Source organism: Sphingomonas sp. (assembly GCF_050725575.1).
In the GTDB taxonomy this organism is placed as follows: domain Bacteria; phylum Pseudomonadota; class Alphaproteobacteria; order Sphingomonadales; family Sphingomonadaceae; genus Sphingomonas.
This window is the reverse complement of sequence record NZ_JBOHHW010000004.1, coordinates 186,015-198,276: the sequence shown is the minus strand read 5'-3', so window position 1 is coordinate 198,276 and position 12,262 is coordinate 186,015. Positions and strand designations below refer to the sequence as shown.

General features: G+C 62.4%; 11 protein-coding genes. All 11 read right to left on the bottom strand.

Going from position 1 to position 12,262, the window contains the following annotated elements; translation table 11 throughout:
- Positions 1–6: 6 nt before the first annotated feature.
- The 11 genes from ACRECS_RS04715 to ACRECS_RS04665 all read right to left on the bottom strand — a co-directional run bounded on the left by ACRECS_RS04715 (position 7) and on the right by ACRECS_RS04665 (position 12,204).
- The gene (locus ACRECS_RS04715) at positions 7–1,710 is read right to left on the bottom strand and encodes a ShlB/FhaC/HecB family hemolysin secretion/activation protein (RefSeq protein ID WP_431581803.1); all 1,704 of its coding nucleotides are present in this window, start codon (positions 1,708–1,710) and stop codon (positions 7–9) included.
- A gap of 218 nt (positions 1,711–1,928) precedes the next feature.
- Entirely contained in the window at positions 1,929–2,333 is a 405-nt protein-coding gene (locus tag ACRECS_RS04710; RefSeq protein ID WP_431581802.1) for a hypothetical protein, read from the bottom strand.
- Positions 2,330–2,797 carry an SMI1/KNR4 family protein gene (locus ACRECS_RS04705; RefSeq protein ID WP_431581801.1) on the bottom strand — a complete coding sequence of 156 codons (468 nt, stop codon included), beginning with the start codon at positions 2,795–2,797 and terminating at the stop codon, positions 2,330–2,332. Before ACRECS_RS04705 ends, ACRECS_RS04710 begins: the two co-directional genes overlap by 4 nt.
- Complete coding sequence (locus tag ACRECS_RS04700) at positions 2,797–4,050, bottom strand: HNH endonuclease (RefSeq protein ID WP_431581800.1); 1,254 nt, start codon at positions 4,048–4,050, stop codon at positions 2,797–2,799. Before ACRECS_RS04700 ends, ACRECS_RS04705 begins: the two co-directional genes overlap by 1 nt.
- A 27-nt stretch (positions 4,051–4,077) precedes the next feature.
- A complete protein-coding gene (locus ACRECS_RS04695; protein ID WP_431581799.1) occupies positions 4,078–4,536 on the bottom strand; it encodes a DcrB-related protein in 459 nt (152 codons plus the stop codon).
- Between the two features lie 297 nt (positions 4,537–4,833).
- On the bottom strand, positions 4,834–7,488 hold the full coding sequence (gene tssH / locus ACRECS_RS04690; RefSeq protein WP_431581798.1) for a type VI secretion system ATPase TssH: 2,655 nt from the start codon (positions 7,486–7,488) through the stop codon (positions 4,834–4,836).
- Entirely contained in the window at positions 7,485–8,507 is a 1,023-nt protein-coding gene (gene tssG / locus ACRECS_RS04685) for a type VI secretion system baseplate subunit TssG (protein ID WP_431581797.1), read from the bottom strand. Before tssG ends, tssH begins: the two co-directional genes overlap by 4 nt.
- On the bottom strand, positions 8,471–10,348 hold the full coding sequence (gene tssF / locus ACRECS_RS04680) for a type VI secretion system baseplate subunit TssF (protein ID WP_431581796.1): 1,878 nt from the start codon (positions 10,346–10,348) through the stop codon (positions 8,471–8,473). Before tssF ends, tssG begins: the two co-directional genes overlap by 37 nt.
- Before the next feature lie 12 nt (positions 10,349–10,360).
- Positions 10,361–10,891 carry a type VI secretion system baseplate subunit TssE gene (gene tssE / locus ACRECS_RS04675; RefSeq protein ID WP_187761871.1) on the bottom strand — a complete coding sequence of 177 codons (531 nt, stop codon included), beginning with the start codon at positions 10,889–10,891 and terminating at the stop codon, positions 10,361–10,363.
- 10 nt (positions 10,892–10,901) lie between these two features.
- On the bottom strand, positions 10,902–11,681 hold the full coding sequence (locus ACRECS_RS04670; protein WP_431581795.1) for a type VI secretion system accessory protein TagJ: 780 nt from the start codon (positions 11,679–11,681) through the stop codon (positions 10,902–10,904).
- Between the two features lie 28 nt (positions 11,682–11,709).
- Positions 11,710–12,204 (bottom strand): Hcp family type VI secretion system effector, encoded by a 495-nt coding sequence (locus ACRECS_RS04665; protein ID WP_431581794.1) that lies wholly within the window; start codon positions 12,202–12,204, stop codon positions 11,710–11,712.
- Positions 12,205–12,262 lie beyond the last annotated feature (58 nt).

The window sequence follows — 12,262 nt, the reverse complement described above, 5'->3', positions numbered from 1 at the left end:
ATGTCCTCAACGCGCCGGAGCACGGAATTGTACCGTCAGCGATACGAGTACCCGCGCCGGCGGCTTTCGCTTATCGATCAGCAATGCCTTATCGAGGGGCTTGGCGTAGCCGACATCGAGCATCAGACGGTTGCGCAGCGCCAGGCGAACGCCGCCGCCGACACTGCCGAAGTTCCGCGGCCCTTCGATCGAGGTGCGATCGAGATTGCGCAGATACAGATGGTCGTAGAATCCGTAGAGCTGAGTCCCGAACGCCGTGGTGATGGGGAGTTCCGCGCGGGCTTCGACACGGCCGCCGATCGCCCGATCACCGCTGTTCGAGCCGGGATCATAGCCACGCCCGATCGTCAGGGTGCCAAGCGCGAATTCTTCGTAGTTCAGCAGCGGATCATTCGCCCACTGCGTCTGCGCCTGACCCATGATACTGAAGATCGGGCCGATATTGAGCACGCCTTCGATCGTCGCGCGCACGACAAAGGCCTGCGGATTGCCGTCGATACGCGAGGTCAATACGCCATCGCTGAAACCGCGATCGCTCGCCCCAAGGATGCCCAGCCCCTTGCGCAGTTCCGCCGACACCCCCAGCGAGAACAACGGCGCGCCGTTCTGCGTCAGCGCCTGGTAATCCGCATCGATGCCGATAAAGCCGATGCGCAGGCGGTCATGCGTCAACGTCACTGCGGTGTTGCCAAAACCGAGGTTCGATGTCTGATCGACAAAATCGAAACCGCCCCTCAGCCGGGCATTGCTGCGAACCGTACGGACCAGCGGGTGGACCACGTCGAAGCCGGCAATGAAGGTGTTGCTCCGCAGATCCAGTGGTCCCAGATCGGGTCGCGACCAAGCATAGCTCGCGCGCACGCCGAACGTCGTGCCGACATCGCTCACGCCGAGAATATGGCCGCCCTGAACGATAATCTGTTCTTTGAAATCGGCGGTCGCGGACGCACCAAAATAGGTCAGGTCGGACATGCCCGTCAGGCCGTAAATCTCGCCCCGGACATAGGCCGTTTCGCGCCCCAGCAATTTGGAATTATAATTCTGGGCATTGCCAAAGAGCGCGTAACGGCGCGAGCTGACCGTCAATTCGCCGATCACCGCGCCCTGTTCGCCGCCGGCAGGACGCAGGGCGAGCGCCACGTCGAGGCCGGGAATATCACCCGCGAGCAGCAACAGCCGCTCGGCTTCGCGCTCGTTCAGCGGATCAAGCGCCTGGATCGCCGCAAGGCGACGGCGCAGGATATTTTCATATCGGCCGGCTTCGCCGCGAACCCGAATCTCGACGATATGTGCCGTGATCACCTGTAAACGCAGCACGCCGTCAGTGATTTCCTGCGGCGGAATCTGCACTGAGGCGACCCAGCCGCGGCGGCGCAGCGCCGCATTGGCCCGATCGCGGATTTCGCAGACGATCTTGAGTGCCTGCTCTCCTTTGGGCGCGACCACGCCGGCCAGTGCGAGTGCCACTTCGGGTTGCAGGGGCGATCCATCGGGCCGGGATAGTTCGATGCGATCGATCGTGAGCCGCAGCGGCGAATTTTCGAACGGACAGTTCGGCACCGCCAGAGCGCCCCGCGCATCGACGCTTGCGGTCGATTCGGCCTGGGTATCCGGGGTAGGCGGCGTGATTTCCTGGCGCGTCTGCGCTCCGGCAGAACCCGCCGAGGCGCAGATTGCTGCGGTTGCGAGCCCAATCCAACCGTGCGACATCCGCCGTCGAGCCAAATTTTTTCCCCTTTTACTTACAGCCGTGTCTACTTCGATCGTTTAACGGATCAATCAGCAACATCAAACCCTTGACGATGCATCTTTGGAGATTCTGATGTTGCGAGGCGAACTTCTATCACCCGGATGTCGCAGTTTTGAGGCAGTCCTGATTTGATGAAGCCTGGCAAAACATGGAGCTTATCAGCCGTTGATCGGTGCCATCATCGATACATCGTGATCACGCGCTCGTCGGTACGCGACAGGTCGATGCGAAGATATTCCGGCCGATCATAAATAAGCACATAATTGGGATGCGGCATCGGCCAGGTTCTGTCGCATGGCCCCAACCGTTGCTCAACCTCAACGCCGGTCATACCGATGGCGATGCCGTTGATGGCGCCGGCGAATTCGGGTCCGAACTCGACGCTATCGACCTTATTGCCGTCGCGACTGAAAACGACGGCGATCCCCAGCCCGGCAAATTCCTGAAATGGAATCGGGTCATCGGGCACGGCGGTGTCGTACTGCATCGGGGGCATGGCCGAACCGCCGAGCGCCGCTCTGTAGGCAGCCGCGCTCATGCCGCTTCTGATCGTGTCGAGTGCTTCGAGCGTCTTCGCGTTCATGCCACGTCGGCCTGGAGACCAGCGATGAACACGGCGAAATCATCCGCCAGATCAAGCATGTTGGGAAAGTCGGCAATGCGTGACCCACCATCCTCGGGTTCATGCTCATGATCCCAGAAGAACACATGACCGTGGCTGTCGGCCTCCACGCTCAGCAGAAACAGATTCCCACCAGGGTCATCGGCGATCGGCAAGGCCTGAACCGGTATCCGGTCCATTCCCCTGAGATTGTCATACTCCTTGAAGATATCATAATCGGGGCCGACCGTCGAAAACATGTAGTTGAGGACTGTATCGTTACCCGGAATAGCGACGATATCGTCACGAAACGTTCCGCCATCGCTTTGACGAAGAAACGCCTGATAGCTTTCGGGAAGCGAAGCGCCGAGCAGCGCTTCCAATTTCAAGAGATTGGAGTCCGGCGCCGGCGGCGCTTGCATCTCCAACAGGGGCAGATAATTCATCAGGGACCTCCGTGGGTGCCGGCGATACCGCCTGCATGCGTGAATTGATTGTGGATATCGCGCGGAACGAGCTGCATCGTTGTACCATCTTCGTGATGGTGCCACGTTTGGTTGGGCGGCGACTTGCTGCCATATTGACTGCGTCCGGTCTGGGTGTTGGCCGCGCGGAAATCGTCGGGGCGATTCTGGAACCCTCCGGGTAGTTTGGTTTGATCCACAGCATGCGGCTTGAAGTCGGGATAGCCCCGGCTGTTGTAATTCACCTTGACGCCATTGGCGTTTTCGTAAGTTACGCCACCGCCGCGGCGCGGCGTGACTGTACCGCCTTGCGCGCGCCATTTATCGGGATTGGGCGCGTTGCGCCAAGCACCCTGAGAGGTCGGTTTCTGCCACGTGGCGCTGGGCCGGCGGGTAATCCGCACATTGCCGCCGTTCATCCCAAGCGAATTGGGGTCGACCTTGATCTGATAGCGACTGTTGAATGCCTGCACGCCCTTCGTGCCGGCCATCCCGCCGGCCATCCCGCCCAGGAAACCACCGGCCATCTCCAGCGAGCGTATGCCCGCTTCCGACATGCCCAACGCCTCGCCCAGCGCACGCCCCCCCTGCGCGCCGAATTTGGCCCCGACAAAGCCCAACGCCAGTCCACCGAGCGTCGCAGCCACGCCCACGGTGGCAATTGCGAACGGCAGCGCCGCGATCGCCCCCGCAATGCCGAGCACCTGGAGCGTCGTCACCGCCCAGGCCGGCACCTCGGGCGTGATCTCGACCCTCGGGTCCTGCGCACTTTCGCCACCGATGAAGACGTTGGGGGAAACCTGCGGGACCGACTTCGCGCTGCACCCGATCTTCTCGTCCTGCCGCCCCGCCATGCCGATGTTGATCATCACCGTCGATGAACCGGTGGCCAGCGGGATCGGACTGCCGCCGTCCTTGCTGCACATGGCGAACGACCCGAACGTAAAGGTCGCCGGCCGTCCGTTGATGAACACGTTCGGCGATCCGGTGACGAATTTACCGCATGGCGGCCCCATCGAGGCCTCGCCGATATACATGCCGCCAAGACCGCCGGCTGACACCATGCCCGCCGCTGCGCCCGCCGCTGCGACCAACGCCAATCCGCCCGTCGCCACCGTCGCCGCCACCAGCACGGCACCGATCGCCGCGCCGGCGAGAATGCCGAGCAACATGCCGGTGCCAGCATTGCTGTGCGCGATGTCGTCGCCGACACGGGCGGCGGGCGGCATCGTCATGCTGCGTCCCGGCTCTTCATATCGGGCCTAGCGATCATTGCCCGGCGCCGGGGCAATGGCCAGATGCGCGAGCGATTGTTCGAACACCGGTTCATGCCTGGCGTAATCGTCCGCAGCGGCGGTGGTGGTAAAGGTCACCACGACCCCCGAACCGGCCGAAATGAAGAAGACGCGTTGACGCAGCGTTCCAGCGCCTGACGCCCACATGAACTGGATCTGGAAGGCATCGCGCTCGTGCAATCGTCCCGGACCTTCGCTTTCCCGGAAATATTGCGGCAGCGTGACGCGAAAGCCGTCAATCTGCCGGTTGCAATATTCACGAAACGTTTCGCGTCCCCCCAGGGCATCGCGCGCGATGACGATCGTCGGCGCGATCGTCTGGCCGTCCGCCAGCGGGGCGCTGTGGATGATCATGGATTTGTCGATCCAACCAGCGGGCGGCTCGGCATTCACCGCAACCGGCGGTCGTTCGTCATTGGTTCCCATGCCGGATCTCCTTGTTCGCAATCATGCCCGGAATACAGGGCGCAGCGAACATCGTCGACCGACGATCTGCCAGGCACACATTCCTTTTCGCTGCCGTCAACGCACTGCCGTACATAGACTTGGATCTCCGGCTATCCAGAAACAGGTGGGGAAAGCATGCTCAGAACCGCATTGGCACGTTGCCGATAACCCCGTTGAAGCCACACCGTTCCGGCCAGGCGCATAAAGAGCGACGGCGACGGCAATGGATCTCATTCCACCTCCACCGGAAGTATGACGGCCGTCAGCACAATCTCCTCATGCCACCGCTCCCTCGATCGGCTCGCCGATTGGCTCCGACTTGGCGACAAAGTCATAACCGAATCCCTCTCCGTCGACGCTTACCCGGATCCGCGATACCTCTGCCCCGCGCATCTTGTGCTCAAGCAGCGCAACCGACATTTCGGGCAGCATGGTATTGGTCAGGATCGCATCAATCATACGGCCGCCCGAGGCGATCTCCGTACAACGCGTGACGATATGGTCAACGACATCGGCACCGATTTCCAGCTCGATCCCGTGATTGTCGGCGATCCGCCGCTCGATCCGCCCAAGCTGGAGCCGGACGATCCCGGCCAGCATATCCGGACTGAGCGGGTAATAGGGTAGGACGAGCAGCCGCCCGAGAAGGGCAGGCGGGAACACCTTCAGCAGTTCGGGACGGAGCGCGGCGGCGAGGCCCTCCGCGTCGGGCGCCGTTTCCTCATCCTCGGTCAGGGACATGATGAGGTCGGTTCCGACGTTCGACGTCAGCAGGATGATCGTGTTGCGGAAATCGATGTGCCGCCCCTCGGCATCGTTCATGAAGCCCTTGTCGAATACCTGAAAGAACATCTCATGGACGTCGGGATGCGCCTTCTCCACTTCGTCCAGCAGCACGACGGAATAGGGCCGCCGTCGCACCGCCTCGGTCAGCACCCCACCCTGACCGTAACCGACATAGCCGGCCGGTGCGCCTTTCAATGTGGAGACCGTGTGTGCCTCCTGGAATTCGCTCATATTGATGACGATCATCGATTCATCGCCGGAGAAGAGCAGATCGGACAGCGCATGCGCGGTCTCGGTCTTCCCGACCCCGGATGGTCCGCACAGCATGAACACGCCGACCGGCTTGGATGGATTGTCGAGCTTGGCACGGCTCGTCTGGATGCGCTTGGCGACTGCGTCCATCGCATGATCCTGCCCGACGACGCGGCGCTTCAATCGGTCGGCAATGGTCAGGACGCTAGCGATCTCGTCTTTCACCATCCGGCCGATCGGGATTCCGGTCCAATCCCCCACCACCGCGGCAATGGCATCGGCATCGACGACGCCGAACACCATGGGATCGTCCCCCGCCGCCTCCGCCAGTGCCGCAAGCGCCGGTTCGAGCTTGTCATCACCGGGCGTCTTGTCGGCATCGGCCGGCGCGGCACGCGCCGCAATCACCGCTTCCAGAGCATCCTTCTCGCGCGCCCATTTCTCTTCGATGCGCGACACCTCATCGCGCGCTGTCGCGATCTCCGCATCGATCGCGGAGAGCCGGTCATCCTCGCGATAGCGTCCCTCGGTCTCCCGCTCGACCACGCCGCGCTCGGATTCGAGCAGCTCCAGCCGACGCCGGCGGTCCTCGACCGGTGCAGGTGTCGCATGCTGCGACACTGCCACTCGCGCGGCCGCCGTATCGAGGAGGCTGACGGCCTTGTCAGGCAATTGGCGCGCGGGGACATAGCGCTGCGACAGCGTTACCGCCGCTGCAACGGCCTCGTCGAGTATGACGACCTTGTGATGTGTCTCCATCACCGACACCACCGATCGCAGCATGTCGATCGCCACCGTTGTTTCGGGTTCGCTGACCTGGACTGTCTGGAACCGGCGGCTCAATGCCGGATCCTTCTCGAAATACTGGCGGTATTCAGCATAAGTGGTGGCAGCAATCGTCCGTAATCGGCCCCGCGCCAGTGCTGGCTTCAGCAGGTTCGCGGCGTCGCCCGTCCCCGCCTGCCCGCCGGCACCGACCAGCGTATGTGCCTCGTCGATGAACAGGATGACTGGCGTCGCGGCATTTTCGACCTCATCGATCACCTGACGCAGCCTTTTCTCGAATTCGCCCTTCACGCCGGCACCAGCTTGCATCAGCGCAACATCGAGCGACCGCAGGGACACCCCGCGCAACGATGGCGGCACGTCGCCGTCGACGATGCGGCGTGCAAACCCTTCAACCACTGCGGTCTTGCCGACTCCGGCCTCGCCCACCAGGATCGGATTATTCTGCCGGCGGCGCAGCAGCACGTCGATCAACTGGCGGATTTCCGCATCCCGACCGACCACCGCATCGATCTCCCCAGCACGCGCGCGCGCCGTCAGGTCGACCGAGAAACGGGCCAGAGCCTCCCCGGGGCCGGCAGTCGCGGGCGCCGTGCCGACGGCATCATCGGCGGTTGCCGTTTCGATCGTTTCGCCGGACGCCTTCACGATCGCGGAGAATTCGGCTCCCAGCCGGTCAACCGAGATCTTGCGCCATTCGCCGCTCATCGCGAACAGGGCATTGCGCAACGTCGGCGTCCTGAGCATCCCGAAGATCAGATGGCCCGAACGGATTCTGGCCGCGCCGAACTGGAGCGAGGCGTAGAGCCAGCCCTTCTCGATCGCTTCCTCCACTTGCGGTGCGAAATCGGCGATCGCCGATGCCCCGCGCGGCAGAATGTCGAGGCTTGCGATCACGTCACGCGCGAGCCGCGCATCATCAATCGCGAATGCGGTGCGGATCGCCGCGACATCGCCCTGCGGGTCTTGCAACAGCAGATGCACCCAATGGACGAGTTCGACATAGGGATTGCCGCGCATCTTGGCGAAGCTCGTGGCGGATTCGATCGCTTTCAACGTCGTTGCGTCAAGCCGCCCGAACAGTGATGCACGGCTGATCTCGGTCATGCGTATTCCTCTTGTCGCACGGGACGCCGGAGATGCGCATCGGCGCAAATGGTGTCGTCATTGATTGTTCCTACCCACCCCGTCCAGCCGAGGCGGGTGCCGCCATCGAGGCGCGCCGGGCGCGTATGCCTGCCCGCGACCTCGATCGCGACATCCCATTCGAGATGGCTCGGCGCGAAGGCGTCGAGCGCCTCGGACAGTATACGAAAGCGCGCACCGGACGGCAGCAGCGCGTCATAGTCGGCGCGCGAACTCGCCCGCACGACGACGCGAAATGCATCGGAAGCGACGCTGACTTTCGTCCCCGCCATTGCCTCAGTCCCCAATGCGCAAAAGCTGCGGCCCAGCCGGGTGCAATCCTCCGGCTCGACATCGCGCCAGCGCGGCTGATACTCGATGACGGTCACACGCTGCCCGATCAGATGTCCAACCGCATCTTCGATCCCGCCTGCGCTGCGCCGCGCGGCAAACAAGGCGGCATAATGAACGCGCGCCCGGGCCGGAAAGGCGGCATCATCACGAACACCCTCGGTGGCACCGGTAAGCTGCGCAATCTTGTCCGCAAACCCATCCTCGGCAGGTCGGTCAGCCTGCGCTGCAGGCTGCGAATCCGACCAGGCGCGAAAGAAGAATTGCAGCATTCGCCCGGCGAGCAGGTCGAGCCAGCGTCCGAACGGGCGGGTAGTCGCGTAGCGCCGTTCGAACGACGCGAATTCGGTCATGTGCGACGGCAATGGCCCCATTGGACCGGTCAAACCGAACCAATAGCCACTGACCCTTGCGCGCCCCTCCACGATCTCGACATCTTCCAGCGTCGAATCCGGAAACGACATTGTCGGCACCTGCGACAGATCGACGATGTTCTGCGACGGCCGTCGCGCGCGGCCGATGCGAGGCAGATCCGGCGCGCGCGCTTCCGCCCCGCGCGCGATCGGGAACAGGCCGAACCGCCGCGCCTGCGCCGCCGCATTGGCGAGAAACGTCAGATGGTGTAACGGCGCCCGATCCTTGGCGGCCATTGCTGGAACTCCCCTTCATTGGCGCTTTTGACGTGAGTTTCTGTAAACGAGTTGATGCTGGCGAACTCGGCGAGGAAACGTTCGAGCACGGCCGAGAACAGGAACATCCGCCCCTTGTCAAAGGCGGCATCGTCCAGCGTCACCTTGATCCTGTGTCCGCGCGCGATCGCCATTCGGTCGAGCCCAGGCACGCGCCGCGCGACCTTGGACGAGCGGATTCCGATGACCCCATCGACTTGCCGTCGCGAGGCGGCATCATCCTGTCGGCCATATAAAGCGAGATGGTCCCGCAGCACTTGCGGGTCGTCATGGTCCTCGGGCGCAAGCGTGGCGTAATTCGGTGTCAGATGGCCGATCACGCGCCACGCAGCGTCGCCCATGCCGAGCGGTGGACGCGGCCGGGTCGGCGCGCGCAAAACGCTGACCGCACGGGTCGGAATCCCCGAGACGATGAAATGCTGCTCGCCGCGAAAGGTCAGCAATTCGGGCAATTCCCGGTTAGTCACCAGGGCACGTACCGCCAGTTCCTGAACTCCCTCGAGGCGGGTGGCGTCCCCAGGTGCAGTCAAGCTGATCCAGGTCTCGGTCCCGGTATATTCGCCGCGCCGCCGCAGCCTTTGTTCCCGAGTGGAGAGGCGCCGGGGCCGCAGTTGAGTCGTATAGAATAACGCCTCATTCCAATCGTAAAGCAGCGCGCCGAACGCATAGAGCGGGGCCACCGTGCGCGCATCGACCTTGTCGGGGCGGTGCGCCTGGACGTCGAGAACACGGAAAACCTCGAAATCGAGCGGGCGGGCGCGATCGGGTATGACGTGATGCTCATGCTCGAACGGCGACACCTGCACTCGACCAAGCTGCTTTTCGAACAGATTGATCGCGGGGGTCGCGAACAGGCGGAAATTGCCGGGGTCGAGCGCATTATGAAGGACCGGTGCGGAGCGGTCGAACAGCAGGACCACGTCGCAGGCCTTGGGGCTGGCGGCGAAGGCGCGCGCGAGCCCTTTTAGATCGACGAAAAGGAAGCGTTCCGGACAAGCGAAATATTCTGTCAGCAGCCGATAGCCGCGGAATGAGCGCAGTTCCGGCGGCAGCAACGCCTGGTTATCGTCGAATCCCACCTGCCCCGGCAACGGCAGCTTCATCCAGCCCGCAGGCCCCTCGGCGGCATCGGCTGACCTAGCCACCACGGCAAGTGTCTCTCCGATGATCTGTCGATAGAGTTCGGCCGGCACGGCTTCCGATCCCGCCAGATAGAGCGGCAGGGACTCCGGCAATATCTGCGGCAGATCGACGCCGTCGGTCGCCTCGAAGCGCAGCCGCAGCCCGGCCTCCGCGCGGACATTCGCGCTAGAGGCAAAGGGCGCGACGGCAGCACGGCTGGCGAGATATTCGACCTGGGTGATCTTGATCGGCCATAGCGTCACGTCGTGCCCGCTGCGAAATTCGACCGAAACGCCGCCCTGATCGTGCGCGGTCGCCACCATCGGCGTTCCCCGCGGCACGACATAGCCCTTGATCAGCCCGGGGTCTCCGCCGTTCGGTTCAAAGCCGGCAATGCAGATAGAAGGGGTCGGCGCGAGGTAGTGCGGCTGAACCGCATGGAGCAGGTGCTGCGTGAACTCAGGATATTGATCGGCCAGCTTGAGCTGCACGCGCGCGCCGAGATAGGCGACGCCCTCCAGCAATCGTTCGACATAAGGGTCAGGATCGGTCGGCGTCTTCAGCCCCAGCCGTCCGGCGACCGCCTCATGCTCCTCACCGAACGCACGCGCCTCTTCGCGAAGATAGGCGAGTTCGTCATTGTAGAAGCGCAGCAGGCGCGGATCGATCCCGCCGCTCACCGGGGCAGCCGTTTATTCACGAACGTTGACCGTGGCGGTTTCGGCTTCGACCTCGGTCCTGAATTTGACTGGCATGACCTGTGCCGCCGACGTGATGTCGCCCTGAATCAGATAGGTCAGCGCATGCGGGGTGTCATCGTCGACCGGATCGACGGTCAGCCCCTCGCGATTGAGCCGCGGCTCGAAAAGCCGGATGGCACGACGTATTTCGCGCGCGCGCGCCAGCACCGCACGGCGATTCAACGTTCGGCCGGCCAGATCGGTCAGTCCGAAATTGAGTACCGATTCGGCAACCCTGGGATAGGGTTCAAGGTCAATCAGCGATTCCAGATTGGTGGTGTTCAACAACCATGCGAGATCGCGCCTTATGGTCGCGCGCAACGCAGCCTCGTTGAACCGCTCGAGCTTCGGCACCGAATAATAGCGAAATTTCTCGCGGGCGACCTCCGGTGTTTCATCGCTCGTGTCGCGCATGCCGGAGATATCGAGATCGGCAACCAGCTTGTCGAACAATGTCGGGGTCAGTCGTTGAGTGACGGCCATGGGACCCCGATCAATCCATCACGAGTGAGCGAACCGACAACAATCCACAATCCTGCCCGTCGGAAAGAGTCCACAACCGTTGGCCGGATCCGATTTGTCCGGTTGCTCCATCGTGCCAGTTGGTCGAGCGACCCAATTGCTCGACCGCCTCCGCAATGACACCGGGATAGCGTGCCGGCAACAGCGCCGCGATCGACGTCCCTGCCTTCATCGCGATCTCGACCGGATACCAGACGATATCGCGCAAATCTTTTGGCCCCTCGCTTTTCAGTCCGGCAATCGCATCGAACGGGAGCAGCCCGTATCGTCCGCCGATAATCGCCTCGATGCACGGGCCGAAGCGCGCGTCGGCATCCGCAATCCATTCGAAGTGCTGACCGTCGATCATACCGGGCGTTTCGGGTGCCTGGGCAAAGGCGTCCTCTCGCGCGGCAAGCCCTTCTTCTTCGCGGCCTTCGGCGATATGCCGGATCGCTGCGGCCAGGCCGTCTGCCCAGGACGGCCCACCATGAATGATGGCGGTCGATGTGCCGGTAAATACGGCTTCGCGTTCGCGTTCTGCGCTGATCGCCTGGTTATACACGATGGCGAGCATCGCTGCTTCGGGCGACAGCTGCGCCAATGTGGCCAGATGCGTCGCGGCCTTGTCCCATTCTCTACGCACAGCGAGCAGCTGGAATAGGAAAAGGCGCGTCTCGACGTCACCGGGCTTACGGCGGACGTCCTCGATCAGCGCGCTACGCGCGCCGTCGAGGTCGCCCGACCGCAAAAGGTCGTCCGCGTTGCTCATTTCACGCTGCACGGACGATCCGGGCTGATTAGCCCGCCTCGTTCTGACGGATATCGTAATAAGCAGTGACGACGCCGCCGTCCTTGCCGCCCTTTTCATTCTGCGCCTGGTAGTCGAACGTCACTTTGGCGCAGTTAAAGGTCACTGATTCCATGATATTGTCGCCGCCCGCGGCGCCATTATTGTGGATGTCGGAAACGATAATGTCTTCAAGCTTGATCTTGTAATAGGTCAGCGGCTGCTCACCGTCGCCAGCCTTTTGCGAATAGATGATCGCTTCCTTGATATGCTTACCCGAAGCACAAGCCTTGAACAGGAGTGGCGATGACTTATCCACTTCCTTTTGGATACGAATATCCGAAATCTCCGCCTTGCCGGCGCCGCCGCCTGCACCACCGGAGTGGAATGATCCGTGCTGCACCGCACCGAAATCGAACGAAATAATATCGATCTCGTCCTGATGGTTCTTCTTGCGCGATTCGCCCTGAACACCATCAATCTTCAAAAACAGATCAACTGCCATCGTAATTCTCCTATGTTACGCTTTAAGCTACTACTGGGAACCGTACTTACTTTATAAT

Coding starts and splice junctions, on each gene's coding strand:
- ACRECS_RS04695 (WP_431581799.1), bottom strand. CDS start 4,536: ATGGGAACCAATGACGAACGACCGCCGGTTGCGGTGAATGCCGAGCCG.
- tssE (WP_187761871.1), bottom strand. CDS start 10,891: ATGGCCGTCACTCAACGACTGACCCCGACATTGTTCGACAAGCTGGTT.
- tssH (WP_431581798.1), bottom strand. CDS start 7,488: ATGACCGAGATCAGCCGTGCATCACTGTTCGGGCGGCTTGACGCAACG.
- ACRECS_RS04710 (WP_431581802.1), bottom strand. CDS start 2,333: ATGAACGCGAAGACGCTCGAAGCACTCGACACGATCAGAAGCGGCATG.
- ACRECS_RS04670 (WP_431581795.1), bottom strand. CDS start 11,681: ATGAGCAACGCGGACGACCTTTTGCGGTCGGGCGACCTCGACGGCGCG.
- ACRECS_RS04715 (WP_431581803.1), bottom strand. CDS start 1,710: ATGTCGCACGGTTGGATTGGGCTCGCAACCGCAGCAATCTGCGCCTCG.
- ACRECS_RS04665 (WP_431581794.1), bottom strand. CDS start 12,204: ATGGCAGTTGATCTGTTTTTGAAGATTGATGGTGTTCAGGGCGAATCG.
- ACRECS_RS04700 (WP_431581800.1), bottom strand. CDS start 4,050: ATGACGATGCCGCCCGCCGCCCGTGTCGGCGACGACATCGCGCACAGC.
- ACRECS_RS04705 (WP_431581801.1), bottom strand. CDS start 2,797: ATGAATTATCTGCCCCTGTTGGAGATGCAAGCGCCGCCGGCGCCGGAC.
- tssG (WP_431581797.1), bottom strand. CDS start 8,507: ATGGCCGCCAAGGATCGGGCGCCGTTACACCATCTGACGTTTCTCGCC.